This window comes from Streptococcus sp. ZY19097 (genome assembly GCF_040731245.1).
GTDB classification, from domain to species: Bacteria; Bacillota; Bacilli; order Lactobacillales; family Streptococcaceae; genus Streptococcus; species Streptococcus orisratti.
On record NZ_CP160400.1, the window covers coordinates 1,412,915 to 1,439,372 of the forward strand.

The following is a 26,458-nucleotide window of genomic DNA, read 5'->3' on the forward strand; positions in this document are numbered from 1 at the left end:
AAGCGATTAGAAAATCAAAATTCAAACATCTCAGCAAGGCAAACTTACTGTTGAGGTTTCTTTTTAGGAGGAGTTGCATTTTATGACTTACACTGAAAATTATCAAAAATGGCTTAATTTCGCCGAACTTCCAGACTATCTTCGCGAAGAGCTGGTAGCCATGGACGAAAAAACAAAAGAAGATGCCTTTTATACCAATCTTGAATTTGGTACTGCGGGTATGCGTGGTTATATCGGTGCAGGTACAAACCGCATTAATATCTATGTTGTTCGTCAAGCGACTGAAGGCTTGGCTAAGTTGATCGAAACAAAAGATGAAGCGACTAAAGCTCGTGGTGTTGCTATTGCATACGATTCACGTCACTTCTCTCCTGAATTTGCCTTTGAATCTGCTCAAGTTTTGGCTAAACATGGTATCAAATCTTATGTTTTTGAATCTCTTCGTCCAACTCCAGAACTGTCATTCGCAGTACGTCATTTGGGAGCATTTGCTGGTATCATGGTAACTGCAAGTCACAACCCTGCTCCATTTAACGGTTATAAAGTTTATGGCGAAGATGGGGGACAAATGCCACCTGCTGATGCTGATGCCTTGACAGACTTTATTCGTGCCATTGATAACCCATTTGCTGTTGAATTAGCTGACCTTGAAGAAGCTAAGGCTTCTGGTCTCATTACAGTCATTGGTGAAGCTGTTGATGTTGAATACCTTAAAGAAGTTAAAGATGTTAACATTAACCAAAAATTAATTGACGAATATGGTAAAGACATGAAGATTGTTTACACACCTCTTCATGGTACAGGTGAAATGCTTGCACGCCGTGCTTTGGCTCAAGCAGGATTTGAGTCTGTTCAAGTTGTTGAAGCGCAAGCAAATCCTGATCCTGATTTCTCGACTGTCAAATCACCAAATCCAGAAAGCCAAGCTGCCTTTGCACTTGCAGAAGAGATTGGTCGCCAAGTAGATGCTGATGTACTTGTAGCAACTGACCCAGATGCTGACCGCCTCGGTGTTGAGATTCGTCAACCAGACGGCTCATATAAGAATCTATCTGGTAACCAAATTGGTGCAATCATTGCTAAATATATCTTGGAAGCACATAAAACTGCAGGAACACTTCCTGACAATGCCGCACTTGCTAAATCAATTGTGTCAACTGAGTTGGTAACGAAGATTGCCGAAAGCTATGGTGCAACCATGTTTAATGTCTTGACAGGATTTAAATTCATCGCTGAAAAGATTCAAGAATTCGAAGAAAAACATAATCATACTTACATGTTTGGTTTTGAAGAAAGCTTTGGCTACCTTATCAAACCATTTGTACGTGACAAAGATGCTATTCAGGCCGTTTTGATTGTGGCTGAAATTGCAGCTTATTACCGTTCACGTGGTTTGACATTGGCAGATGGTATTGATGAAATTTACAAGGAATACGGCTATTTTGCTGAAAAGACCATTTCTGTTACTCTGTCAGGTGTTGATGGTGCCGCTGAAATTAAGAAGATTATGGATAAATTCCGTGACAATGCACCAAAACAATTTAACAATACTGATATCGTTAAAACAGAAGACTTCCAGGCACAAACGGCAACTACTGCTGCTGGCGTTGAAAAATTAACAACTCCTCCAAGCAATGTCCTTAAATACACTCTTGCGGATGATTCTTGGTTTGCTGTACGTCCTTCAGGAACAGAACCAAAAATTAAATTCTACATTGCAACAGTTGGTAAAGATCTTACTGATGCAGAAACCAAGATTGCAAATATCGAGGCAGAAATCAATGCCTTTGTAAAATAATATGTTGTTCTGCTAGCTATTATCTAGAGGTTGAGCTCGTCTCTCCATCTCTGTAATTTTCACAGTGATAAAAAACGTCACGAAGACATATGCTGCCCCCAAGAAGTTACTTTTTCTGTCTAACTTTTGGGGGCTATTTTTAGGCCCACTGTCACCCCACTACAGTTGACAATGAGCCAAAATAATCTTATCACAACTAAAAACGGCTTTTAAAGCCGTTTTTAGAATGTCATTATCAAAATCAGACCAGAGACTTGCTGCTATACAGAGAAGTGACTCAATAATGTGATGGTTTGATTCGCAAAGAGTATTAATCCTTTGCACCAAGCGCTGCCATAGTGATATAGTTATATGGTTTATTAAAATGTGGCAGGAAGAAAATATCTGTCAGAGCTAGTTTTTCAATTGTAACCCCTTCTTGAATGGCAAGAGAGAACATGTGGATCCCCATTGAAATATCCTCAGTAGAAGCTAGTTGAGCACCCAAGATACGACGTGAGTCCTTATCATAGACAATCTTGATGGTTACAGGGAAATTACCGTGTTCCATAAATTCTGGTTTTTGATTATCTGTATATTCCGTAACGGCAGCATCAAATCCAAGACGTCTAGCTTTTTCCAGTGTCAGACCAGTCGAAACCATGTTTAAGCCATATATAGAAATACCATTTGAACCTTGGACACCAATCCCCTCAAGTTCTGTTCCACATGCATTATGTGCTGCAACGATACCCGTACGTACCGCATTGGACGCTAGGGCGATGTAATTTGTGTCTCTGGTTGCATTATCATAAATTGTAGCACAATCACCAATAGCATAAACACCAGGGATAGAGGTTTCTTGATGTTTGTTAACTAAGAAAGCACCATTGCGGAAGCGTTCAATACCTTCACCTGCAAATGCTGTATTAGGTCGGAAGCCGACAGCAAGAATGACCATATCAACGTCGTATTCATTCTTATCAGTGATAATTTTTTCAACCTTATCTGTGCCAGCAACTTCTTTAACAGTTTCACCAAAGGCTAGCTTGATGCCATGATCTTCCAAATTTTTAGACATCTTATCTGTCAAGTCACGGTCATAGTAACCAGCTAGACAAGTATCCGCCACGTCAATAAGGACAACTTCTTTGCCCTTGCGTTGGAATGCTTCTGCTAGTTCAACGCCGATATAACCCGCACCAACGACTGCGACACGTTTGATATCTTCATCTTTTAATTTTTCGATAACATCAGCAGCATTTTGGTAAAGTTTAACAAATTGAAGATTTTTTAAGGTTGCTTCAAATTCAAGTGAGCCTTCTTTGATAGCTGCCCCTTTAATTGGCGGCAAAACTGGTTGTGAACCTGTTGCAAAAATCAATTTATCATAAGTCTCAACATGTTCTTTACCATCAACAAGTGCCGTCACCGTCTTTGTTTCGTAATCAATTGTTGAAACAGGTGAATTCATATAAACCTTTGCGCCTAATTTTTCCAGTTCTTCTTTATTTGAATAGAAAAGACCGTCTCCACTAGAAATTTGTTCACCAATCCAAAGGGCCATACCGCAACCTAAAAATGAAATGTTAGAATTTTGATCAAAAACAACAATTTCATTAGCATCTCCATAGTTAGTCAACATAGTTTTGATACAGGCTGTACCAGCATGGTTTGCACCAATAACAACGATTTTAGACATAAGTAAAATCCTCTTTTCAGAATTATATTTGTTTTACCTTACTAATATACCACAGCTCTAAAACGCTTACAAGAAATATGCTCATCACTTCACAAAAAATACATATATCCTTTCAGGTAAATCTTACGCTATTTTTTTGACTTCTTTTCATACTTAGCTAAAATCAGTAGGTGACACCAATGAAGATAAAAGCAGAATTCCTCAAATTAAGTCAACGAGGGAGGAATGTTTAGATATATTTCCGAAGAGTATAAATCAGGCAGCCATATCAAGAGAATTATGATGTATGACGCCTCAAAAAAGAGATGGTACTATATGTCCACCTCTAAATTCATCTTATTTGGCAATGTCAAAGACTGTTGACTTAACAGTAGTCATAGCTTCAATAGAATATTTCACACCTTGTGTACCAGCACCAGATTTCTTAGCACCTAAGAATGGGAAGTTATCTGTACCACGTTGTGTTTTATTATTGATATGAACAGTACCTACTTCAAGCTGTTCAGCAATCTTGAAGGCCAACGGGAAGTTATTTGTAAAGACAGCAGCCTGCAAACCATATTCAGATTGATTTGACAAGTCAATAGCTTCTTCAACAGAGTTGACACGAATAAATGGTAAAACTGGACCGAATGGTTCTTCCCAAGCCAAATCCATATCAGTTGTCACATTATCAAAGACTGCAGGATAGATTGTATTTCCTTCGCGTTTTACATCAGTTGTTGCTTTAGCGCCTTTGTCAAGCGCATCTTTGATAAGACCTTCAACAAAATCAGCAGCTTTAGTATCAATCAACGGAGTGATATCTGCATCATCTTCTGGCATACCAACAGTCAATGCTTTAGTTAACTCAGTTACTTTTGCTACCAATTCGTCAGCGACAGTATTCATGACGAGGACACGTTTAACAGCTGTACAACGTTGGCCCGAGTAACCAAATGCGCCAGCAACGATATTTTTGGCTGCCAAATCAAGGTCAGCATCTTCCAGGACAATTGCTGAATCTTTACCACCAAGTTCTAGCATAATTGGACGCATACCAGCCAAACGACCGATATTTTCTCCAATTGGAGTCGAACCTGTGAAATTGATGTAGTTCACAGCTTTGTGTTCAACAATGTAGTCCCCGATTACAGAACCACGTCCAGTAATAGTATTGAACACACCAGCAGGAACACCGGCTTCAGCGAAGACTTCTGCCAAAAGCAAGCCTGAAATTGAACCTTGCGTTGGTGGTTTAAGAGCTACAACATTACCGCTGATGAGAGCAGGGGCAATTTTAGAACCGGCGAGGTTGATAGGATAGTTGAATGGTGAAATAGCAAGTACAAGACCTACTGGTTCGCGACGAACAATCGCAATTTTTTTCTTGCTAGCAGCTTCAAAACTTCCGCCTTCAAGAACCTCACCTTCCATGCGAAGTCCTTCTTCAGCAGCATAATTGATGATTTCAGCTGTACGAACAACTTCACTAACGGCTGACTTATAACCTTTAGCAATTTCTTTAGAGAGTACTGCACCAATCTTCTCAGCGTCACGCACCAAAATATCAGCAGCTTTATGAAGAATAGCTGCACGTTCGGCGTAAGATAGGGCACGCCAAGCTGGCTGAGCAGCCTTTGCAGAAGCATAAACATAATCAACTTCTTCAGGACTCATTGCTGGGACAGAACCTAATTCTTCACCAGTAGCAGGTGCGTAGATTTTAATTTCATCAGCTGAAAGCTTCCACTCACCATTGACAAGATTTTTGTATTGTTTAGTCAATTTTAATTCTCCTTTTACAGTGATAATTCTATTATATCCTATTTAAAAATTATTTCAATAATTTGACACGAAAAAAGTCAGAAAATTATGACATATTTTGTGAACTGAATTATTAAATATGCTTTATTATAAAAAAGTTGTTCATTTTTTTATTAAATCATGTAAATACTAATTTTAACCGAATAAAATGCAATTTACTTGTACTTCTTCTTTCGTGTTAAATTCAGACTCTATATCAAATCAACAATATCAATTTTGTGCCATCAACATCTTATAGTACATACCTTTATGCGCCATGAGTTGGTCGTGTGTACCGTGTTCAACGATATTTCCCTTATCCATGACCAAAATCAAATCAGCAGTACGAATGGTTGAGAGGCGATGGGCGATGATAAAACTAGTCCTGCCTTTCATCAATTTTTCAAAGGCCTCTTGAATAAGCACTTCTGTCCGTGTATCAATAGAGGAAGTTGCTTCGTCCAAAATCAGGATTTTAGGGACTTTAACAAAGATGCGTGCGATGGTCAATAGCTGACGCTGGCCTTGCGACAGAGAACTGCCTGCATCGGCTAAGAAGGTATCATAGCCATTGGGCAACTGACGAATAAAGAAATCAGCATTTGCAGCCTTGGCAGCAGCAATAACTTCTTCTCTACTTGCGTCAGGATTGCCATAAGCAATGTTTTCATGAATGGTTCCTGTTTTAAGCCAAGTTTCTTGCAGAACCATACCAATTTGTTGCCGTAGCTCTTCAACAGAATAATTAGTTGTCGGGACACCATCCAGCAAAATTTGTCCCTTATCCACTTCGTAGAAACGCATAAGGAGATTGATGAGAGTTGACTTACCAGCACCCGTTGGCCCAACGATGGCAATTTTAGAAGCTGCTGGAATGGTTAGGGATAGGTCTGTAATCAGTGGTAGGGACTTATCGTAGCTAAATGCCACATGTTCAAAAGTGACTTTCCCCAAAATTTTGTCTTCATCTAGCTCTGCTTTAGGTTGTAAAACAACAACCTCTTCATCCAAAATCATATAAAGACGCTCTGCACAAGCAATGGCGCTCTGCATTTCCGACAATACTGAGGAAATGTCATTAAAAGGTTTGGTATATTGGTTAACGTAGTTGAGGAAGGTTGTGAGTTGACCAACTGTGAAAGCACCTGACATAATGCGCAGAGCTCCAACTCCAGCCAAAAGTGCATAAATCAGACTGTTGATGAAGCGTGTTGATGGGTTGACCGTTGAGGAGTAGAAAATCGCCCCTTGTGAGTAGTCAGCGTAGGTATTATTGATGGTTTCAAACTGTTTAATAGTTTGTGATTGGGCGTTAAAATTTTGCAACAGGCTTTCTTGACGAATCATTTCTTCAATGTATTGCGTCTGCTGCCCACGTGATCGGGTCTGATTTTGATAGAGATGATAGCTTTTGTTAGCGATAAAACGGGCAACTAAAAGGGAAAGCGGTGTTAGAACCAACACAAGAATCAACATGACCCCATCAATCTCTGCCATTGTGATAACAGTGAATAGGATGGTTAATAATCCAACAAAAAATTGATTGAAAACCATAAGTAGACCGTTGCTGAGCTGCTCAGTATCAGTTGTAACCCGACTGACCAAATCACCAATACTTTTCTTATCTAAATAAGAAATAGGAAGTTGGTTAAGCTTCAGCATAACTTTTTGACGCAAGTCTGAAATCAGTCCAAAGACAAGGCGGTTATAAAGTAGAGGATTAAACCATTGAACCAACGTATTGAACCCAATAACCAAAGCCATTCGTCCAAGAATTGGCAAAATAAGGCTGATTGCTTGTGGTTTCAGGACAACGTCAACCGCATTACCGATTAAAACAGGAAGGTAAACGGTAAGGCTAACTTGTGCAATGGTTCCTAGACTGGATAAGAATACGATTTTCTTTTGTGATAGGAGGTCTTTGATCAGACGTTTGCTAGTATCTGATTGTTGACGTGCTTTCATCAGCTGCCTCCTTTCTCATGTTGGGAATAATGAATAGCTTGATAGAGAGAATTGCTTGCTAAAAGTTCCTCATGCGACGCAAACCCTAACTGCTCTCCCTTGTTTAGAAGTAAAATCTTGTCCGCAGCTTTCAAACTATTGGTACGTTGTGAAATTAAAATTAGAGTGACACCTTCTAATTTGTCATGAATGGCTTGGAGGAGTTTAGCCTCTGTTAGATAATCCAGAGCAGAGGTTGAGTCATCCAAAATCAAGAAAGGGGCAGGCTCTACGAGGGCACGAGCAATGGTTAGACGTTGACGCTGACCACCAGAGAAATTTCGTCCAAAAGCTTCTACTCCTGCATCCAACTGACCTTCTTTTTCGCTCACAAAATCACTAGCTTGCGCGATAGACAAGGCTTTCCAAAGTTCCTCGTCTGAAACATTACGAGAAATCCCAAGAGTTAGGTTGGAGCGAATTGTTCCTTGGAAAAGCTCTGCTTTTTGCGGTACTACATGAACCAACGAACGCCAATCCCGTAACGATTTTGGTGTTTTTTTATTTCGAAAAATAGCCAAGCTGCCTTCTTGTGGTTGGTAGAGATGAGTTAGAAGCTGCACCAAAGTGGACTTACCAGCACCTGTTCCTCCAATAATTCCTAAAAACTGTCCAGATTGCAACTCAAAAGATAAATGCTTCAAAGCTGGTTCGCCAGCATTAGGATAAGAAAATTGCACATCATCAACGACTAATGACAAATTTTTGTCAGATGATTCTTCAATAAACTCTTGTTCCAAATTTTCAGAGGGTTTCTCAAAAACCTCGGTTATCCGCTTAGCGCTGATGAAGGACTGATTCAGCGAAGTAATCAACATGGTCAGCTTGAGCAATTCTGTTAAAATTTGTAGCAGATAATTAACCAATGCAATCAGCATTCCTTGTGATAGCAGGTTGTGATGAACTTGAAAATTTCCTTGCCAGATGACGATGATCAAGGTCACATTGACGACTAAATAAGTTAATGGTGTCACCAATGTTGATAATCTTCCTGCTTGTAGCTGCAAATTAGTATAGTCTTGATTGAGTGCTGAAAAGTTTTCTTCTTCACGTTCAACCTGACCAAAAGCACGAATAACTCTAACCCCCTCAAGTTGCTGGCGAGTTAGATTGACAACTTTATCAGTTGTTTGTCGGATTTTTCCGTAAAGTGGATTTAAAAGGCGTGAGGTAATAGCTACGATTGTAAAAAGGACAGCCACCATCACTAAAAACCAAAGTGTAATTTTAGGACTAATAAGATAAGCCATGATGATTGCCCCAAAAACAATAATAGGTGCTCTAAGAAAGAGACGCAAGAATTGGTTGATACCTGTTTGAATCTGGAAAGTATCACTGGTTAAACGAGTTACCAAGCTTGATGTTGTCAAGCTATCGCGCTCCTCCTTGCTTAGTGACATAACCTTGGCAAAGAGATCTCTGGTCAGTTGACGTGTATATCCTACGGCTGATTTTGCTGAAAAATATTGTGCCGTAATAGCCACCACAACACCAACACAAGCTAAAACAACCAAAAGGAAGAGCATCAGGTATAAATGTCCCTTATCTTGTCTTGGAATCGTCTTATCAACGATAAAAGCTATGATAATCGGCACTAATAATTCAAAGGATGCCTCTAATAATTTGAAAAGGGGACCTAAGATAGTTTCCTTAAGGTACCCTTTAAAATAACGACTTAAATCTTTCATTATTCTCTTTTCTAAGAAATCATAACCGCTTTAAAATGCGCTCATGATTTCAATCAAAAATAAATTAAAATGTACTTCTTGTGAGTAGTAGATATTTCCACCGTTACGATAGAGCTTTCCACCAGACAAAAGAGCAATGGGATGGCGATAAAAATAAGTCTCACCAGTCGTGTTTCCTAAACTTGGAGCAACAACATCACGAGAATAGGCTTTTGCTAGTTCAATGGTGTTTGTCCCGCCATTTTTAGCAACATAATCAATATAGGCAGTCCCAAAATTGTAGGCTTGCACTGCCGTCCATACATCAACTTTTGTCTTGTCGGCTAAAGCCAGATTCTTGGATAACAAGGTTACCCCTTGCTTAATACTTGTTTGACTATCAGTGATAGAATTGGCGACACCATCAGAGCTTTCGCTAGACTGCATGACATCTACCTCCCCACCTTTAGTTTCTGTGTAAATCATAGCTAGTACCAACTCAACATTTGCTTGGGTGTCATTATTATCTAAAACTTCTTCTACCATGCTTTTATATTGAAGTACAGTGTGAACATTTTCATGGATGACATAAGTTTGATAGCCAATAAAAACTAACAAAAGAAGAGAAATAATTCGTCTCAAAACTTTAAACATTATTTATTTTGAATGTCCTCTATATTTTTTATCAAAATGGAATAAGTTCCATCTTGGTTTTGAATGAATTCTACCGAATCAGCATCTTCATAGACGCTATTTGGAACAATCAGTTGAATGCCGTTTGATAGCGACAATTTCTGATTTTCCAACTTTTTAGTTTGGCGAGAATGGTCAATGTCTGCTACTTTTATAGGCTCCGGAATATTTTCTTTGAGCTGGTCAACAAAAGTTAAGCGAGCGGTTAGGTTATCATCAAAAAGTTGGTCTGCTAATTTTTCAGGTGATAACTCCTGCTCCTCTTCCAAATTCTTGTAGATAGCTGATTTCATTTTGGATTGGAAAGCAAAGTCATCTTTATTGAAATTTTCAGCGATTTTTTGTGCAGCCTGCTCAACCATTTTAATGGATTTCTTAACAGATTGCTCAGGTTTAACCTGAAGTAAGTTTTCTGAAAAATAATTAGCAAAACTGCCATTATGCTTAATCCGCTTTTCAATCAAATAGTATTGACCTGTTTGTCGGTTAATAAGCAAAGCTTCATCAGGGGTTTGCGCCGCAGAAGGTAGATTATTCTGAGTGACCTTGATCGGACTCTGACTATCGCCAGAAAAGTGGGCAAAATTTTCTTTTAAGACTACACGGAGGAAGGCAAAATATTCCACACCATCTTTGTCAAACTGAATAAAAATCAAATCGTTGGTTTTTGGATCTTCAGCAATGACAAATTCTTCCTTCCAAAGCTGGGCAATTTTTACCGAAGTCTCCATCAAATCATCACTCAGATATGATAAAAAGACATTATCCGAATCAAATTGACCACGTTTAGCTTCGTCTGAAAAAACTTTAGCTAGTTTTTTCCGGAAATACTCGTCAATCCTAGGTGTTAGTGTCAGCAGATTATCTGCTAAAATTAATTCAGTGTCGTTAGGACTAAATTGGTGAATAATAATACGTTTTAAATATAAATCAATCATACTCTTCAATAAAAGGATTCAGACTTGGTTAGGTAACCAAATCTGATCTCATTTCTTAATAAAGGGGATGAGCGTCAGTAATAGCTTTTACTTCCTGGCGGACTTCAGCCAAAACACTCTCATCTTGGTAGTTTTCAAGGGTTTTAATCATGAGTTCAGCAATTTTCTTGGATTCTTTGACACCAATACCACGACTTGTAATAGCTGCGCCACCGATACGGATACCAGATGTTTTGAATGGCGATAATGTTTCGTAAGGGATAGAATTTTTATTAAGTGTGATATTAACTTTTTCAAGGATATTTTGTGCTAATTTACCATTTTCGACAACTTTAGTCACATCCACAAGGAAAACATGCGTATCTGTGCCACCTGAAATTACACGGAAATCTGGGTGTTGATTGAAAACTTCTGCCATGGCTGATGTGTTAGCAATTACATGTTTGGCATATGTTTTGAACTCAGGATCTAGCGCTTCTTTCAGAGCGACAGCTTTTGCGGCAATAACGTGCATTAAGGGGCCGCCTTGAAGACCAGGAAAAACAGCAGAATTAATCTTCTTCGCCAAGGTCTCATCGTTTGTCAAAATTAAGCCACCACGAGGTCCACGCAACGTTTTGTGAGTTGTTGTGGTGGTGATATCCGCATACGGAACAGGACTAGGATGCTGTCCTCCAGCAACAAGACCTGCAATGTGAGCCATATCAACCATTAGGTAAGCACCCACTTCATCAGCAATTTGACGGAAACGCGGGAAATCAATAATGCGTGAGTAAGCCGAAGCTCCAGCTACAATTAATTTTGGCTTGACTTCTCTAGCTAACTCTGCAATTGCATCATAGTCTAGTTCTTCTGTTTCTTTATTGACTGGATAAGACACAAAATGATAAGTTTTACCAGAGAAACTCACGGGAGCTCCGTGTGTCAAATGACCACCAGCTGCCAAGTCCATTCCAAGAACGGTATCACCTGGTTCAATCAAAGCCATGTAAGCAGCTGCATTAGCTTGTGAACCAGAGTGTGGCTGCACATTAGCATATTTAGCACCAAAGAGTTCTTTAGCACGCTCAATAGCGAGATTTTCAACGATATCAACACAGTCAGTCCCGCCATAGTAGCGTTTGCCAGGATAACCTTCAGCGTATTTATTGGTTAATAAAGTTCCCTGTGCAGCCATAACAGCTTTGGAAACAATATTTTCTGAAGCAATCAATTCAATGTTGTTCTGTTGTCGCACTTCTTCGGCATGTACTGCGTCCCAAAGTTCTTGGTCAAATGCTTGGTAATTTTCTTTGTCAAAAATCATATCAAAACTCCATAAAATATATTATCAAGGACTGTAGCTTATAAATCACTACAATCAAAGCAAAAAGTTACTCAAAAATAAGTTCAGGAAGTGTACGAGTCAATTCTTCTTTTGTAATAGACCCCTGACGTAAGATACGTGCCTTCTCACCGGACAAATCCAAAATGGTTGAATCAAGCCCAGTCAAAGCGTTATCATCTTCAAATCCGCTGACCATTTCAGAAAATTGCTGCTGAATTTGTAAAAAAACTTTGCCACTTTCCTGTCCAGAAATATTGGCTGACGGACCTATAAGTGGTCCTGTTTTCTTAATCAGCTCCAAAGTCTTTGGATGGTTAGGTAATCGAAAACCAATTGTTGATAAGCCAGAATTGATCCAAGCTGGCACAGAATCATTAGCCTTCAATATGATGGTTAAAGGTCCAGGTAAATACTGATCATACAATTTTTTGAGGTACGGTGGCTGATCCTTGGAGTAGGTCAAAATAGTCTCGAAATCCCCGACATTGAGGTTCATTGCTTTGTCTCGTGGTCGTCTTTTGAGGGCATAAACATGCTCCACTGCTTGTTCATCCAAAGCCCTGGCAAATAAGCCATAGACAGTCTCTGTCGGTAAAATGACTGCACCACCAGTTTCTAAAATTTTCTCTAAGTCACACATTATCCATCACGACCATTCTATCTTTTCCAAAGCTGTCCTTTATGACCCGATATCTCTTTTCTGGGAAATACTGGGTTAGCAAATGTAGTAATCCCTCCCCCTGTTTGTAACCAATTTCAAAATAAAGCTTACCTTTAGGAGTGAGATGTTCTCTTGCTTGTTCTATAATTTTTCGATAGATAGCAAAACCATTTTCATTGGCAAAAAGTGCCAAATGTGGCTCAGAAGCTAGAACATTCTGCCCTACTTCGTCTTTGTCACGATATGAGATATAGGGTGGATTTGAAACAATGACATCAAAAGTATCTGGAATTTGACTAAAAACATCAGACTGGATAAATTGAATATCAACAGTATGAAAAGCAGCATTTTCTCTAGCCAAATCTATCGCCTGAGGTGAAATATCACTAGCAGTGATGCACCATTTAGGTCTTTCCTTCTTTAATGAGATAGCTATTACTCCACTTCCCGTTCCAATATCCAATAGTGAAATAGGTGCTTCGCCATTTTCCGACAAAATCAAGTCAACCAACTCTTCCGTTTCAGGTCGTGGGATAAGGACGCGCTCATCAACCGCTAGAGTCAAATCACGAAAATAAGCTTTTCCGGTAATATACTGGGGAGATCTGTGAGCCTTCAGTTCTCGAAAGATTTTGATAGCAAGTTTTTCGTCTTCCTTACTAATCTCTTGATTCTGATGAAGAATAAAATCCAAAAGAGACCAATTTTTCATCTCACGAAAGACATAGGTTAAATTTTCTGCGTCTTCTCCCACTAGCTCTAATTCTTCCTGATAAGCACTAAAAAGCTGTGCATAGTTCATTACTTATTCAACTCTTCCAGTTTCTTTGTTTGATCGTAAAGGACAAGTGCATCAACGACTTCATCCAATTTACCTGATAAAATAGTATCTAGTTTTTGTAGAGTCAGTCCGATACGGTGATCTGTCACACGATTTTGCGGAAAGTTGTAAGTACGGATTCGTTCGGAACGATCCCCTGTTCCGATGGTGGATTTACGTTCTGCATCTTGTTCATCTTGGGCGATTTGAGCAAAGTGGTCTGCAACACGGGCACGAATAATTTTCATGGCCTTGTCACGATTTTTTTGCTGGGTACGCTCCTCCTGCATTTCAACCTTGATATTGGTTGGCAAGTGGACAATACGGACGGCTGTTGCCACCTTGTTGACATTCTGTCCACCAGCTCCTGAGGCATGGTAGATATCGATACGCAAGTCCTTGGGATCAATATCATATTCCACTTCTTCCACTTCAGGCATAACTAAGACGGTTGCTGTTGAAGTGTGGACACGACCTTGACTTTCAGTCACTGGGACACGTTGGACTCGATGAGCTCCGGATTCGTATTTTAGCTTAGAATAAACCGATTGACCAGAAACCATAGCGACAACTTCCTTGATACCGCCAACACCATTATATGAGGCTTCCATAACTTCGAAGCGCCAGCCCTGACTTTCTGCAAATTTTTGATACATTTGCAACAAATCACCAGCAAAGAGTGCGGCTTCATCGCCTCCAGCAGCTCCACGAATTTCCAAGATAATATTTTTATCATCATTAGGATCTTTAGGCAAAAGAAGAATTTTCAGTTGTTCTTCATAGTTTTCTTTGGCAACCTTAGCTTCTTTGAGTTCTTCTTTAGCCATTTCTTCTAAATCAGTGTCACCGCCAGCTTCTTTTATCATTTCTTCGGCATCGGCAATATTTTGAATGACTTGTTTGTACTCCCGATAAGTCGTAACTGTATCACGAGTGTTAGCCTCTTCTTTCGAAAGTTCCATAAAACGCTTAGTATCTGAAACCACATCGGGGTCGCTAAGGAGTTCTCCTAATTCTTCATAGCGATCCTCGACCGCCTGTAATTGATCGTAAATATTCATTTAAGTCCTTTCATCTCATTTTTTATTTAAGTCATAAATTGCGACTAGTTCTCCCTCATGTAAGTCACCAGTTTCAACAAAACCATAATTGAGATAGCAACATCTTGCATGCTTATTTTCTGGTTCATAAGAAACCCAAAGGAGATTAGACAACCCAGTAGATTTTAGGTTGTTTAAAACAGCATCCATAATTAAGCGAAAATAGCCTTTCCCCTGAAAATTTTGGTCTATCATTAAGCGAAATAGGAGATAATTTCCCTTACTAATCCCAATATTTTCATCATAAGCCAGCATGACAAAGCCTATTAAATCAGTACCATCATAGATAGCATATGGCATAACACTATCACCATTCTTCTCATACACATAGGCTTCTGCTAGACTAACAGCGTTTGAGGCAATGAAATTTTCTTGTTCTTTGGAAACGCAAAGCGATAGAAGTTCCCAATAATTTTCGAGTGTAATATCTTTTAATTTAATAGTCACCCCTACCTCCGTTTCGACTATCAGTATGCTTTTCCAACACCATCTATCAAAGGTTGGAAATAATGCTTGCGACAGACTGGGATATAGGTCTCGTTGCCGCCAATTTGAATCTGATTGCCTTCGTAAACTGGTTTTCCATTTTCTGTTCGAAGTACCATGGTTGCTTTTTTAGAACAAAATTGGCAGATGGTTTTTATCTCTTCGATTTTATCAGCCAGAAGCAAAAGTTCTCGCGACCCTTCAAAGAGGTGGTTTTGAAAATCATTTTTAAGACCAAAAGCCATGACCGGAATATCTAGATCATCAACGACACGCGCTAAATCATAGACATTTTCTTTCGATAAAAATTGACTTTCATCAATCAAGACACAGTATGGTTTTTCTGGTAAATTTTTGATGAAATTGAAGATATCCATGTTATCTGTGATAGCAACTGCCTCTCGACGCATACCGATTCGGCTAGAAACAATTCCATAGCCATCGCGTGTGTCAAGTGCAGAAGTCATAATCACAACGGGCTTGCCTTGTTCTTCATAATTATGAGCGACTTTGAGAATTTCAATAGTCTTGCCAGAGTTCATGGTGCCATATTTATAATATAATTGAGCCAAAAGAACATCTCCACCTTCTATCAGTATTTCACTATTTTATCATAAATTGAGTGATTTTTCAGTAAGTATTTTTAGATTTGTTACCACAAATAAATACAGCATAAAAATTTGAAGAAATTATCCTCCAACCTTTTCCAAAATTAGTCCAAAATTAGTATTTAGATGCTTTCAAAAAATATTAGACTTTTTTCTTTTAGAAAACGATGAAGAAAATAACATCTTGCGTTTCATAGTTCAAGATAGAATGTTATATTTTATGATATAATAAGTGTATCAAAACAAAGGAGTCAAACTTATGCCATTTGTAAAAATAGACCTTTTTGAAGGCCGTACTGAAGAACAGAAAATTGAATTAGCCCGCGAAGTCACCGAGGTTGTTTCGCGCATTGCCAAAGCCCCAAAAGACGCGATTCATGTCTTTATCAATGATATGCCAGAAGGCACCTACTACCCACATGGCGAAATGAAAAAGAAAAATTAATCCTTCAGAACATCTCAAACAGTCTGTTAAAATCTGTTTGGGGGTGTTTTTTAGTAAAACTCAAAGAAAATTTATTTTACTAATCCGTTGGATAGGAGATATTTGTCATATCATTGTAGGCAAAAAAAACATCCGAATACGTTCAGATGTTTTGAAAGGAGATTATATAAAGAAAGTTTATTAGGATTGTTCATAGTATAGAGAAAATTCCTTAAAAAAGACTTATACTCAAATTCAAATGTTGCTGACTTGATGAGTTTCAATTCTAACTGCATTGGTGCTGACTAGCCTGTTTTGGATGGAGTACTTATACATTCTTTATTTAACTTGATTTTAGGTATTCAAAGTATTATCATGGTGACAGAAATACATGGAGGTAATCACTTGCAAGAAAGACACAGCCTAGATATGATGGGTACGAGGATTGACTTGATGATTGAAGCTGAAAATGCAAAAGAAATAATGAAAGAAGCCTGCTATTTGTTGGAAGTCTATAAAAATCGTTTTAGTGCCAACGACGAGGATTCTGAACTTGTGCGAGTCAATCAAATGGCTGGGATATCTCCTGTTAAAGTCCACCCTGATTTATTTGAACTCATCAGTGTAGGTAAATTCCATAGTTTACAGCACCCCTCCAATCTCAACATTGCTATTGGTCCTTTGGTGCAAAGCTGGCGCATTGGGTTTGATGATGCTAGGGTACCAGATGATATGACTATTCAGGCTGCTGTTGCATTGACTAATCCTCAAAATATTCTCTTAGATGAAGCACAGCAATCTATTTTTTTGACAGAAAAGGGGATGAAAATCGATCTTGGTGCTCTGGCTAAAGGATATATTGCTGACAAAATCATGACTTATCTCAAAAACAAACAAATCATCTCTGCTATGATTAACCTAGGTGGAAATGTACTTGTCTACGGGGTTAACCCGAAGCGTGAGAGTGGCGAGTGGTTGGTTGGTATACAGCATCCTCAAAAAAAACGAGGGAACAATCTCGGTATTCTACGTGTCAAGAATAAATCGGTCGTGACCTCCGGGATTTACGAACGCCATCTCAAGGTTGGTGACAAAGATTACCATCATATTTTTGATCGCAGGACCGGCTATCCGATTGAAACGGAAATGGCTAGTCTGACTATTGTCGCGGACAAATCTGTGGATTGTGAAATTTGGACTACACGTTTATTCGGGCTTCCGCTCTTGGAATCCCTTGCTACTATCCAGAAAACACCAGATATTGAAGGAATCGTGATTACACAAGATAACCGCATAGCAGTCACAGATGGTTTAAAACAAGATTTTCAATTATTATATTCCTAAGGAGGAACCGATATGAAACTTATCGCTATTGTTGGGACGAATTCAACAAAATCGACCAACCGCCAGCTTTTGCAATACATGCAAACGCATTTTGCGGACAAGGCTGACATTGAACTCGTTGAAATTAAGGATTTACCTGTATTCAACAAACCTGCTGACAAAAAAATCCCTGAGTTAGCTTTAGAAATCGCTGATAAAATTAATGCAGCAGACGGTGTTATCATCGGCACACCAGAGTATGATCACTCTATTCCTGCTGTATTGATGAATGCTTTAGCTTGGCTTTCATACGGTATTTTTCCTCTACTTAACAAACCTGTCATGATTACAGGTGCGTCTTATGGAACCCTTGGTTCTTCGCGTGCACAATTACAACTCCGTCAAATCTTAAATGCTCCAGAAATTAAGGCAAATGTTTTACCTGATGAATTTCTGCTGTCACATTCTTTGCAAGCCTTTGATAGGCAAGGTAATCTGGTCGATCTTGACACTATTCAAAAATTGGAAGCGATTTTTGATGATTTCCGCCTTTTTGTTAAAATCACCGGAAAATTGTCAAATGCGCAAGAATTGCTACACAAAGAAGCTGAAAACTTTGACTGGGAAAGCTTATCATAATTTGGAGGGAAACTAATGAAATTTGTTGGACTTGTTGGCTCAAATGCTGATCAATCATATAACCGCATGTTATTGCAGTACATTCGCAGACAGTTTAAAACGAAATTTGAACTTGAAGTTTTGGAAATTGACGATGTGCCAATGTTCAATCAAGATAAGAATTGGAAAGAGAGTTTCCAATTGCGCTTGCTTTACAATAAAATCACACGTGCAGACGGCGTTGTCATTGCAACACCTGAACACAATCACACTATTACAGCTGCCCTGAAGAGCGTCCTTGAATGGCTTTCTTACGATGTGCACCCTTTTGATAGCAAACCTGTTATGATTGTGGGCGCTTCCTACTACGACCAAGGGACATCGCGTGCCCAAGTGCATTTGCGTAAAATCCTTGAAGCTCCCGGTGTTAATGCCTACGCGCTTCCAGGTAACGAATTCTTGCTAGGCAAAGCCAAAGAAGCCTTTGATGAAGCTGGAAATATTATCAACAATGGCACTGTGAAATTCCTTGAACAATGTTTGGATAATTTTGTGAAATATGTGGGGGTTGTCTCAACCTTGAAAAAACCAAAACTAATTGAACCTGAAGATTTAGATTGTAATCATCCAATCGCTACAACTGTCACAGAAGTTGACCCTGATGATCCTGACTGGATAAATAAAGTTGCAGAAATCACTGGTGCTGTTTCGGGTAATACTTACGTCAAACTCGACCATGGTATCCTTACAGTTGATCAAATCAACATGTTCCTCAAGTCTATGCCATTTGAATTGACTTATGCTGATGACAACAATCAATTTCTCTACTACAATAATGCTCACCAAGATCCTGATACCATGTTTGCCAAACGCGTTCCAGAGCAATCTGGTAACCGCCTATCAACGGTTCACAATACATTACCACCTGCTCGCATGAAGAATGTTGAATGGGTTATCGGAACCCTACGCAATGGCGACCAAGAGTATGTGCGCACGCTCATTCCAAATCCCAACCCAGCCGTGCTCAACACCCACAACTACCAAGCTATGTATTACGATGATGGTTCTTATGCTGGTATCAACGAAATCGTCTTCAACTTCAAACCTTGGTTGGATTGGTACTTGCAAACAACCGGTCAACGCCTTGTTGGTGGTTTTGCTGGACCTTCTACTCATGCTCACGCAGATGCAACCTCTGGCGCATCAAGTAGCGGCGGTCATGGTGGCGGAGAAGCTGCTGCGACAGATGCTGATTCTGGTGCATCGTCACATTGATAGAAAAAGCTATGAAAGTTTTTACCTTTCATAGCTTTTTCTTAGTTCTCGTTTTCAGTAGAACGACGACTGTTAAAAATCAAGTTTAGAATAACCGATGTCAGAGTTGCAATGACAATACCATTAGTTAAGAACATCTGTGCTGTCGTCGGAAGACTGGCAAAGAGGTTTGTACCGTTAAAGCCAAGTCCTGCAGAGATGGACACCGCAGCAATGATAAAGTTGTATTCATTATTTTTAAAGTCAACACGATTCAACATTTGCATTCCCTGTAGGGCAACCATTCCAAAGAGTACAAGCATAGCTCCACCCAAAACTGGACTTGGAATCATCTGAGCAAGGGCACCAAATTTGGGAAGCAAGCCAATTACTACTAAAATACCGGCTGCGTAGTAAATTGGGCGACGAGTTTTAATTCCAGAAATCTGAACCAGACCAACATTTTGTGAGAAACCTGTATATGGAAATGTGTTGAAGAGTCCACCAAGTAAAACGGCAATCCCTTCTGAACGATAACCGTTGCAAAGGCGTTTTTCATCCAACTGTTCATTGGTCAAATCAGACAAGGCCAAATAAACTCCTGTAGATTCTACCATTGAAACCGTTGCAATGATGCACATCATCAAAATCGAAGTTAGCTCAAATTTCGGAGTCCCAAAATAGAAAGGTGTAGGAACATGAACCCAAGCTGCTTCTGCTACTGGGCTTGGATCTACCAATCCCATAAAGGCAGCGATAATGGTACCACCGACAAGACCAATGAGGATAGAAATAGATTTGATAAAGCCCTTGGTAAATTTCTGTATTAGAAGAATAATCAAGATAGTCAAAAGTGATAACATCATACTTTGAGCTGTTGGTGCTTCTGCATTATTCCCCATATTTCCCATCGCCACAGACACCAAGCTAAGTCCGATGACCGTAATGACAGATCCGGTGACAATAGGCGGGAAGAAACGAGCGATTTTTGAGAAAACACCAGCTACTAAAATGACATAAATCCCTGAAGCAATTAAAGCCCCAAACATAGCGCCAGAGCCTTGTTTGGCTCCAATGATTGAGAGTGGTGCGACTGACTGAAAGGCACAACCTAAAACAACCGGTAAACCAATTCCTGTGTGTTTAGTAACTTTCAATTGCAGAAAAGTTGCCACTCCACACATGAAAATATCTGTTGCAATTAAATAGGTTAACTGTTTAGAACTATATCCTAATGCACCTGCAATCATAATGGGAACAAGGATTGAGCCAGCGTACATAGATAAAACGTGCTGTAATCCTAAGATTGCGGATTGTGAATGTGAATGTTCTTTTTCTGTCATTTTAAGCATCTGCCTCCATAAATTTAACTTTTCCTTCTTCGAATGCTTCGATACGTGCCAGCGATGTTACTGCTACACCAGCATCTTCTAACAATTTGCGACCATTTTGAAAAGATTTTTCAATAACAATACCGATTCCAGCAACTTTAGCACCAGCTTGACTGATAATCTCCAAAAGTCCTTTGGCAGCTTGCCCATTTGCCAAAAAATCATCAACAACAAGGACGGTGTCATTTTCAGACAAAAATTTACTTGCGATAGAGACAGTACTGGTTACTTGCTTAGTGAAAGAATAAACTTCTGCTGTTAAAATCCCCTCAGTCATGGTGATATTTTTGTGTTTTTTGGCAAAAATCATTGGAACGTCTAATGCTTGAGCTACATAAATCGCAGGAGCTATACCAGATGCCTCGATGGTAACAACTTTGGTAATTCCTGCATTTTTGTATGCTTCTGCAAAGACTTTTCCAATTTCTTGCATCAACTCATAATCAACTTGGTGAGTTAGAAAGCTATCAACTTTCAAGATATTTTCTCCTAATACATTGCCGTCTTTTAAAATACGGTCTTCCAATAACTTCATGGATTCTCCTTTATGATAAATGAAAAAGGTGTCACTATTGTAAACACCTCATAACGATACTTCTCTTCCTAGTAGGTAATGATTACTCGTTTGGAAAAGAAGCTTATTGTTAGACATTACGGTGTCTTGTAGAAACGCTGTGCCAATTCACAGCATAAATAAGCCTATTAAATTAATTCTATTGTATCATTTTATAAATTGTTTTCAAGATGATATCAGATAGAGTCCCCGTTCCAAATGGAATTTTTCACAATAACATAATCAACACGTCTCAAGCTCTCCACATCACGACCGCCAGCATATGAAATAGAACTTTGTAAATCTTGTTCCATCTCAGTTAAGGTATCTTGCAAGTGACCCTTGACTGGTAAGAGAATTTTCTTACCTTCTACATTCTTGTGTTCACCTTTCTGATACTCAGATGCTGATCCATAGTATTCCTTAAACTGCTCGCCATCAACTTCAACCAATTTTCCGGGACTTTCCAAATGTCCAGCAAAGAGCGATCCAATCATCACCATTGTTGCCCCGAACCGAATAGACTTGGCAATATCACCATGTGTACGAATGCCACCATCTGCAATAATCGGTTTACGAGCAGCTTTAGCACACCAACGAAGTGCAGCCAACTGCCAGCCGCCTGTCCCGAAACCGGTTTTAACCTTGGTGATGCAGACTTTACCAGGACCGATACCGACTTTTGTTGCATCGGCACCAGCGTTTTCCAACTCACGAACTGCCTCAGGTGTGCCTACATTCCCAGCGATGACAAATGTTTCTGGTAATTCTTTCTTGATGTGCTTAATCATCTTAATCACACTATCTGCATGACCATGTGCAATGTCGATAGTAATAAATTCTGGTGCATCATCTTTTAGGCTAGCCACAAAATCATATTCATAATCTTTAACTCCGACTGAAATTGAAGCAATCAAACCCTGAGTGTGCATTTTTTTGATAAATGGCTTTCGCGAAACCTCATCAAAACGATGCATAATATAAAAATATCCTGCTTTCGCTAATTGCTCAGCAATCTCTTCATCGATAATCGTCTGCATGTTAGCAGGAATAACTGGTAATTTAAAGCGATATTTTCCAAGAACAACACTTGTATCAGCCTCTGAGCGACTATTGATGATACATTTATTTGGAATTAGCTGAATGTCTTCATAATCAAAAACAGGCATATCGTTGAACATTATAAAATCCTCTTCAGCCACAAGAGCAGAGCAAAAAGAAAGGCGTACAAATAGACATTCTCCATCCAGTCAAGACAGACTGAACTTGCATGCTCTTCATGGCAACTTCATCTAAAGTATGACCTTCCTATAACTTTGCCTAACACAAAGCATCGCTAGATAATTCCTTATCTTTCCATCTTTATTTTAAAAAAGTTTTCGTTTTTTGTCAAATATTTTTCTATCCATTATTTCTAATGTTCGTGTTTTTAGGGTGTTTTAAGTATAAAAAAGATTATTTAAGCTTTTTTTAAAGTTTTCTTTCAGCTTTGCTTAAGGGATTTTAGGTAAAGTCTAGACATCACATTTTGCAAAGGAGTTTACACAATGAATTTTTTGAAGCGAACTTGGCTTGTGACAAAAGCAAAGAAAGGACGAACAGCACTTCTAATCTTGGTAACCAGTGCCATTCTTATTTTTGTTTTAGCTGGGCTAACCATCAAGAATGCAGCTGATTCAGCTATTGAATCAGCCAAAAGTAAGGCTGGGGCAACGGTCACCTTATCTGTAAATCGCGAAAGTCTGATGAAGGCTTTTAATCCAGACAATCAGTCCTCGGATAGTTCAAGTTCCACCAATGCCGTTACATCAGTTAATTTAAAGACTGCAGATAGCATCGCCAAAAAAGATGGCATTGCCTCTTATCTCTACCTCTCTACAACAACAGCTACTTCTGGAGATGGCATTGAAGCCATCTCAACGAGTTCATCCTCATCTGACAGTAGTGATAGTTCAAGTTCTTCTGATGCCAGTGCAACTCCTCCAGGTGGTAGAGATATGAAAATGGCTAGTGGCGATTTTACTATCACTGGTGTCAATAGTACAAATTATGCTAACGATTTTACTACTAGTATTTCTAAAATCACTGATGGAGTTGGGATCACTGCAGATACTAAAAGCAATCAAGCAGTGATTTCAGAAGATCTAGCCAAGGCCAATGTTTTAGCTGTCGGTGATACTTTTACTGTCACAGCTACAGTTAATAACACAGATACAAATTATAAACTGACAGTTGTGGGGATTTATTCAAATTCATCTACAGCAACAACAGCACAGATGATGTCTAATGCTTCAAACCCTCAAAATAATATTTACACCAATATAGAAACCGCTAATACGATGAAGGGACAGAGTGATGTCCTAGATTCTGCAACTTATACTCTTTCAAATCCAGAAAAACTAGATAGTTTTGTCAAAGATGTTGAATCTGAAATTGACACTGATACCTATTCTGTTATTTCGAGCAATGAAATCTACAAACAAATGCTTTCTCCGCTGAATAACATCTCATCCATTGCCCAAAATATCGTGATTTTAGTTGCTCTTGCTGGAGCGGTCATTTTAACACTTATTATTATCTTAAGTATTCGTGAACGTCGCTATGAAATCGGTGTTTTGATGAGTTTGGGTGAAAATCGCCTCAAAATTATTGGTCAGTTTTTCACAGAACTCTTCTTGGTGACTCTAGTTTCTCTTGTCATAGCTTCTTTTGCAGGAAATTTAGTCGGCAATGCGCTGGGAAATCAACTCTTGACTTCATCAACCGAACAAACCAGCAGTCAAATTGCAGGACCTGGTAAGGGAGCCCCTGATCAAGATACAGCATCAAATTCAAATTCCTCAAGCACTACTAACACTGGTAAGATGACGGGACGTGGCAGAATGGGAAATATGATGGCCATGGTTTCAGCCACAGAAGATATCAATAATTTAGATATCAAAATGACTGCTGAAGATATGATTAAACTTGGCGGTATCGCTCTTCTCATCTCCTTTATTTCAACTGTATTGGCAAGTATCGGTATTGTCCGTATGAAACCAAAAGATATCTTATCTTCAAATTAAGAAAGGACATAGCATGACATTACGAACACAAGATTTAGGCTATTGGTACACAAACAATCCAGACGATTATTTGTTTAAAGAGGTGAATTTAACTTTTGAAAAAGGGAAAGTCTATGCCATTCTCGGACAATCAGGAAGTGGAAAAACAACCTTTTTATCTTTGTTGGCAGGCCTGAATACACCAAAAAGGGGAAAAATTTTCCTAGATGATACTGATATTGCTAAAGCCGGATTAAATAATTATCGCAGAAATTCTGTCTCTACTATCTTTCAGTCATACAACCTCATAACTTACATGACTGCTCGTCAAAATGTTCAAACTGCCTTGGAAATCTCTGGTAGAAAAGGAGATCGCAAGCAGATTGAAACTCTCTTTGAGTCCGTTGGCATCAGTAACGAGTTAATTGATAAACCTGTACTTCAACTTTCAGGTGGTCAGCAGCAACGCGTGGCAATTGTCAGAGCGTTAGCAACCGGACATGATTTAATTATCGCTGATGAGCCAACTGGAAATCTTGATGAAGAAACCACACAAGGCATCGTTAAAATTTTCAAGGCGATTGCGCATGAACAAAATAAAACTGTTATTATCGTTACACACGAAGCAGCTGTCGCTCAAGAAACTGATATTACCTTTGAACTCAAGAAAAAGGTTTTTACACAAGTCTAAACTCAACATCCCCTCTTTTAACGAAGGGGATGTTTTAGTAATAATTAAAGTCAATGAGCAAACGGTTGCGTATTTGTGATATTCTGCTAAAATGTAAGTTAAGAAACTATGGCGAAAAGAGAATAATTATGAAAAATCAAACTTTGATGCAATATTTTGAATGGTATCTACCAAATGATGGAAAACATTGGCAACGTTTGGCAAATGATGCACCGCATTTGGCTGATAAAGGGATTAGCCACATTTGGATGCCACCAGCTTTTAAAGGTACTTCTTCTGCTGATGTAGGATACGGCGTTTATGATCTATTTGATTTAGGAGAATTTGACCAGAAAGGAACAATTCGCACTAAGTATGGCTTTAAAAATGAATATCTTGAGGCAATTGCATCGCTAAAAGCACACGGGATTATTCCTATGGCAGATATTATTCTTAATCATAAGGCATCTGCAGACCATACAGAACGCTTCACTGTTGTTGAAGTTGACCCTAACGACCGCACAAAGATTCTTTCAGAACCATTTGAAATTCAAGGTTGGACCTCATTTACCTTCGATGGACGTCAAAATACCTATAATGATTTTAAATGGCACTGGTATCATTTTACGGGGACTGACTATGACGCAAAAACAGGAAAATCTGGTATTTACCAAATACAAGGTGACAACAAAGGGTGGGCAAACAATGATTTAGTTGATGGTGAAAATGGAAATTATGACTATCTAATGTATGCTGATTTGGATTTTAAACACCCAGAAGTCATTAAAAATATTTATGATTGGGCTGATTGGTTTATTCAAACTACAGGAGTGTTAGGTTTTCGTTTAGATGCCGTTAAGCATATTGACTCCTTCTTCATGCGTAATTTCATTCGAGATATGAATATAAAATATGGTGAGGACTTTTATGTTTTTGGTGAATTTTGGAACCCCGATAAAGAGTCAAATGATAACTATTTAGAAAGTATTGACTATAAGTTTGATTTAATTGATACCAGACTACACCAAAATTTATTTGATGCAAGTAAACAAGTTGAGAACTACGATTTGAGAAATATTTTTGATGACAGCTTGCTTCAAAATCATCCTCAGTCTGCAGTTACTTTTGTTGATAATCATGATACACAACGTGGACAAGCCTTGGAATCTACCGTTGAAGAGTGGTTTAAACCAGCTGCGTATGCACTGATTTTATTACACGAAGATGGATTACCTTGCATTTTTTATGGTGACTATTATGGTATAAAGGGAGACTTTGCCCAATCTTCTTTCCAAAAAATAATTGATAAACTTTTGGAACTCCGTCGAGATTTTGCTTATGGTCCTCAACAAAATTATTTTGATGATCCAAATTGCATCGGTTGGACACGATTAGGTCATTCACCAATTGCCTTGCTCATCAGTAACAAAGATGACACTAAAAAGAGAATGTTTGTTGGTGAGAAATGGGCTAGTGCTATATTTATTGATTACTTAGGTAACTCTTCAGAAAGAATTACTATAGCCGAAGATGGTTGGGCTGATTTCCACGTTTCAGCTAAATCAGTGAGCGTATGGGGGCCAATTAGTTAATTTCAAATCAAAACAAGTTCC

23 protein-coding genes and 1 riboswitch are annotated in these 26,458 nt (G+C 38.9%); of the genes, 8 read left to right on the forward strand and 15 right to left on the reverse strand.

All coding sequences use genetic code 11. The features are described from left to right. The first annotated feature begins 82 nt into the window (after window positions 1-82). Window positions 83-1,798: a phospho-sugar mutase gene (locus tag ABZ559_RS07200; protein WP_367005712.1), complete on the forward strand. Its 1,716-nt coding sequence runs from the start codon at window positions 83-85 to the stop codon at window positions 1,796-1,798. Between the two features lie 310 nt (window positions 1,799-2,108). Here the strand turns inward: ABZ559_RS07200 and nox are convergent, their stop codons facing one another. The 12 genes from nox to ABZ559_RS07260 all read right to left on the reverse strand — a co-directional run bounded on the left by nox (window position 2,109) and on the right by ABZ559_RS07260 (window position 15,532). Then, complete coding sequence (gene nox, locus ABZ559_RS07205) at window positions 2,109-3,479, reverse strand: H2O-forming NADH oxidase (RefSeq protein WP_367005713.1); 1,371 nt, start codon at window positions 3,477-3,479, stop codon at window positions 2,109-2,111. 336 nt (window positions 3,480-3,815) lie between these two features. Next, entirely contained in the window at window positions 3,816-5,246 is a 1,431-nt protein-coding gene (locus ABZ559_RS07210; RefSeq protein WP_018375557.1) for an NADP-dependent glyceraldehyde-3-phosphate dehydrogenase, read from the reverse strand. A 249-nt stretch (window positions 5,247-5,495) separates the two neighbouring features. Then, on the reverse strand, window positions 5,496-7,229 hold the full coding sequence (locus ABZ559_RS07215) for an ABC transporter ATP-binding protein (protein WP_367005714.1): 1,734 nt from the start codon (window positions 7,227-7,229) through the stop codon (window positions 5,496-5,498). Continuing rightward, window positions 7,229-8,956: an ABC transporter ATP-binding protein gene (locus ABZ559_RS07220; protein WP_367005715.1), complete on the reverse strand. Its 1,728-nt coding sequence runs from the start codon at window positions 8,954-8,956 to the stop codon at window positions 7,229-7,231. Before ABZ559_RS07220 ends, ABZ559_RS07215 begins: the two co-directional genes overlap by 1 nt. Before the next feature lie 30 nt (window positions 8,957-8,986). Then, the gene (locus ABZ559_RS07225; RefSeq protein ID WP_367005716.1) at window positions 8,987-9,589 is read right to left on the reverse strand and encodes a lysozyme family protein; all 603 of its coding nucleotides are present in this window, start codon (window positions 9,587-9,589) and stop codon (window positions 8,987-8,989) included. After that, window positions 9,589-10,566, reverse strand: a complete 978-nt coding sequence (locus tag ABZ559_RS07230) for a nucleoid-associated protein (RefSeq protein WP_277291076.1) — start codon at window positions 10,564-10,566, stop codon at window positions 9,589-9,591. The genes ABZ559_RS07225 and ABZ559_RS07230 overlap by 1 nt, the downstream gene beginning before the upstream one ends. Before the next feature lie 55 nt (window positions 10,567-10,621). Continuing rightward, window positions 10,622-11,872 carry a serine hydroxymethyltransferase gene (glyA, locus tag ABZ559_RS07235; protein ID WP_367005719.1) on the reverse strand — a complete coding sequence of 417 codons (1,251 nt, stop codon included), beginning with the start codon at window positions 11,870-11,872 and terminating at the stop codon, window positions 10,622-10,624. Window positions 11,873-11,939: 67 nt separating this feature from the next. Beyond that, the gene (locus tag ABZ559_RS07240) at window positions 11,940-12,533 is read right to left on the reverse strand and encodes an L-threonylcarbamoyladenylate synthase (RefSeq protein WP_367005721.1); all 594 of its coding nucleotides are present in this window, start codon (window positions 12,531-12,533) and stop codon (window positions 11,940-11,942) included. Beyond that, entirely contained in the window at window positions 12,526-13,356 is an 831-nt protein-coding gene (gene prmC / locus ABZ559_RS07245) for a peptide chain release factor N(5)-glutamine methyltransferase (protein ID WP_277291079.1), read from the reverse strand. Before prmC ends, ABZ559_RS07240 begins: the two co-directional genes overlap by 8 nt. Beyond that, complete coding sequence (gene prfA, locus ABZ559_RS07250; protein ID WP_018375565.1) at window positions 13,356-14,435, reverse strand: peptide chain release factor 1; 1,080 nt, start codon at window positions 14,433-14,435, stop codon at window positions 13,356-13,358. The genes prmC and prfA overlap by 1 nt, the downstream gene beginning before the upstream one ends. A gap of 15 nt (window positions 14,436-14,450) precedes the next feature. Continuing rightward, a complete protein-coding gene (locus ABZ559_RS07255) occupies window positions 14,451-14,921 on the reverse strand; it encodes a GNAT family N-acetyltransferase (RefSeq protein WP_367005722.1) in 471 nt (156 codons plus the stop codon). Between the two features lie 20 nt (window positions 14,922-14,941). Then, on the reverse strand, window positions 14,942-15,532 hold the full coding sequence (locus ABZ559_RS07260; protein ID WP_321056838.1) for a thymidine kinase: 591 nt from the start codon (window positions 15,530-15,532) through the stop codon (window positions 14,942-14,944). Window positions 15,533-15,827: 295 nt separating this feature from the next. On the opposite strand from ABZ559_RS07260, the gene ABZ559_RS07265 reads away from it, so the two are divergent. The 4 genes from ABZ559_RS07265 to ABZ559_RS07280 all read left to right on the forward strand — a co-directional run bounded on the left by ABZ559_RS07265 (window position 15,828) and on the right by ABZ559_RS07280 (window position 19,208). Beyond that, complete coding sequence (locus tag ABZ559_RS07265) at window positions 15,828-16,013, forward strand: 4-oxalocrotonate tautomerase (protein ID WP_018375568.1); 186 nt, start codon at window positions 15,828-15,830, stop codon at window positions 16,011-16,013. Window positions 16,014-16,397: 384 nt separating this feature from the next. Further along, a complete protein-coding gene (locus ABZ559_RS07270) occupies window positions 16,398-17,336 on the forward strand; it encodes an FAD:protein FMN transferase (RefSeq protein ID WP_367005724.1) in 939 nt (312 codons plus the stop codon). 12 nt (window positions 17,337-17,348) lie between these two features. After that, on the forward strand, window positions 17,349-17,954 hold the full coding sequence (locus ABZ559_RS07275) for an NADPH-dependent FMN reductase (protein ID WP_321056821.1): 606 nt from the start codon (window positions 17,349-17,351) through the stop codon (window positions 17,952-17,954). 15 nt (window positions 17,955-17,969) lie between these two features. Continuing rightward, window positions 17,970-19,208, forward strand: a complete 1,239-nt coding sequence (locus tag ABZ559_RS07280) for an NAD(P)H-dependent oxidoreductase (protein ID WP_367005725.1) — start codon at window positions 17,970-17,972, stop codon at window positions 19,206-19,208. A gap of 41 nt (window positions 19,209-19,249) precedes the next feature. Here the strand turns inward: ABZ559_RS07280 and ABZ559_RS07285 are convergent, their stop codons facing one another. The 3 genes from ABZ559_RS07285 to guaC all read right to left on the reverse strand — a co-directional run bounded on the left by ABZ559_RS07285 (window position 19,250) and on the right by guaC (window position 22,312). Further along, window positions 19,250-20,539: a nucleobase:cation symporter-2 family protein gene (locus ABZ559_RS07285; RefSeq protein WP_273403049.1), complete on the reverse strand. Its 1,290-nt coding sequence runs from the start codon at window positions 20,537-20,539 to the stop codon at window positions 19,250-19,252. After that, the gene (locus tag ABZ559_RS07290; RefSeq protein WP_277291291.1) at window positions 20,532-21,113 is read right to left on the reverse strand and encodes a xanthine phosphoribosyltransferase; all 582 of its coding nucleotides are present in this window, start codon (window positions 21,111-21,113) and stop codon (window positions 20,532-20,534) included. Before ABZ559_RS07290 ends, ABZ559_RS07285 begins: the two co-directional genes overlap by 8 nt. Window positions 21,114-21,199: 86 nt before the next feature. Continuing rightward, a riboswitch (purine riboswitch) is annotated at window positions 21,200-21,295 on the reverse strand. Between the two features lie 33 nt (window positions 21,296-21,328). After that, window positions 21,329-22,312, reverse strand: a complete 984-nt coding sequence (gene guaC / locus ABZ559_RS07295; protein ID WP_018375574.1) for a GMP reductase — start codon at window positions 22,310-22,312, stop codon at window positions 21,329-21,331. A 366-nt stretch (window positions 22,313-22,678) separates the two neighbouring features. Here guaC and ABZ559_RS07300 point away from each other — a divergent pair, with 366 nt between their 5' ends. The 3 genes from ABZ559_RS07300 to ABZ559_RS07310 all read left to right on the forward strand — a co-directional run bounded on the left by ABZ559_RS07300 (window position 22,679) and on the right by ABZ559_RS07310 (window position 26,437). Beyond that, a complete protein-coding gene (locus ABZ559_RS07300) occupies window positions 22,679-24,196 on the forward strand; it encodes an ABC transporter permease (protein ID WP_367005727.1) in 1,518 nt (505 codons plus the stop codon). Between the two features lie 13 nt (window positions 24,197-24,209). Further along, the gene (locus ABZ559_RS07305; protein WP_367005730.1) at window positions 24,210-24,866 is read left to right on the forward strand and encodes an ABC transporter ATP-binding protein; all 657 of its coding nucleotides are present in this window, start codon (window positions 24,210-24,212) and stop codon (window positions 24,864-24,866) included. 128 nt (window positions 24,867-24,994) lie between these two features. Next, window positions 24,995-26,437, forward strand: coding sequence for an alpha-amylase (locus ABZ559_RS07310; protein WP_367005731.1), 1,443 nt, complete (start codon window positions 24,995-24,997; stop codon window positions 26,435-26,437). The last annotated feature ends 21 nt before the right edge of the window (window positions 26,438-26,458 follow it).

Coding starts and splice junctions, on each gene's coding strand:
- ABZ559_RS07200 (WP_367005712.1), top strand. CDS start 83: ATGACTTACACTGAAAATTATCAAAAATGGCTTAATTTCGCCGAACTT.
- nox (WP_367005713.1), bottom strand. CDS start 3,479: ATGTCTAAAATCGTTGTTATTGGTGCAAACCATGCTGGTACAGCCTGT.
- ABZ559_RS07215 (WP_367005714.1), bottom strand. CDS start 7,229: ATGAAAGCACGTCAACAATCAGATACTAGCAAACGTCTGATCAAAGAC.
- ABZ559_RS07220 (WP_367005715.1), bottom strand. CDS start 8,956: ATGAAAGATTTAAGTCGTTATTTTAAAGGGTACCTTAAGGAAACTATC.
- ABZ559_RS07225 (WP_367005716.1), bottom strand. CDS start 9,589: ATGTTTAAAGTTTTGAGACGAATTATTTCTCTTCTTTTGTTAGTTTTT.
- ABZ559_RS07230 (WP_277291076.1), bottom strand. CDS start 10,566: ATGATTGATTTATATTTAAAACGTATTATTATTCACCAATTTAGTCCT.
- glyA (WP_367005719.1), bottom strand. CDS start 11,872: ATGATTTTTGACAAAGAAAATTACCAAGCATTTGACCAAGAACTTTGG.
- ABZ559_RS07240 (WP_367005721.1), bottom strand. CDS start 12,533: ATGTGTGACTTAGAGAAAATTTTAGAAACTGGTGGTGCAGTCATTTTA.
- prmC (WP_277291079.1), bottom strand. CDS start 13,356: ATGAACTATGCACAGCTTTTTAGTGCTTATCAGGAAGAATTAGAGCTA.
- prfA (WP_018375565.1), bottom strand. CDS start 14,435: ATGAATATTTACGATCAATTACAGGCGGTCGAGGATCGCTATGAAGAA.
- ABZ559_RS07265 (WP_018375568.1), top strand. CDS start 15,828: ATGCCATTTGTAAAAATAGACCTTTTTGAAGGCCGTACTGAAGAACAG.
- ABZ559_RS07275 (WP_321056821.1), top strand. CDS start 17,349: ATGAAACTTATCGCTATTGTTGGGACGAATTCAACAAAATCGACCAAC.
- ABZ559_RS07280 (WP_367005725.1), top strand. CDS start 17,970: ATGAAATTTGTTGGACTTGTTGGCTCAAATGCTGATCAATCATATAAC.
- ABZ559_RS07285 (WP_273403049.1), bottom strand. CDS start 20,539: ATGCTTAAAATGACAGAAAAAGAACATTCACATTCACAATCCGCAATC.
- ABZ559_RS07290 (WP_277291291.1), bottom strand. CDS start 21,113: ATGAAGTTATTGGAAGACCGTATTTTAAAAGACGGCAATGTATTAGGA.
- guaC (WP_018375574.1), bottom strand. CDS start 22,312: ATGTTCAACGATATGCCTGTTTTTGATTATGAAGACATTCAGCTAATT.
- ABZ559_RS07300 (WP_367005727.1), top strand. CDS start 22,679: ATGAATTTTTTGAAGCGAACTTGGCTTGTGACAAAAGCAAAGAAAGGA.
- ABZ559_RS07305 (WP_367005730.1), top strand. CDS start 24,210: ATGACATTACGAACACAAGATTTAGGCTATTGGTACACAAACAATCCA.
- ABZ559_RS07310 (WP_367005731.1), top strand. CDS start 24,995: ATGAAAAATCAAACTTTGATGCAATATTTTGAATGGTATCTACCAAAT.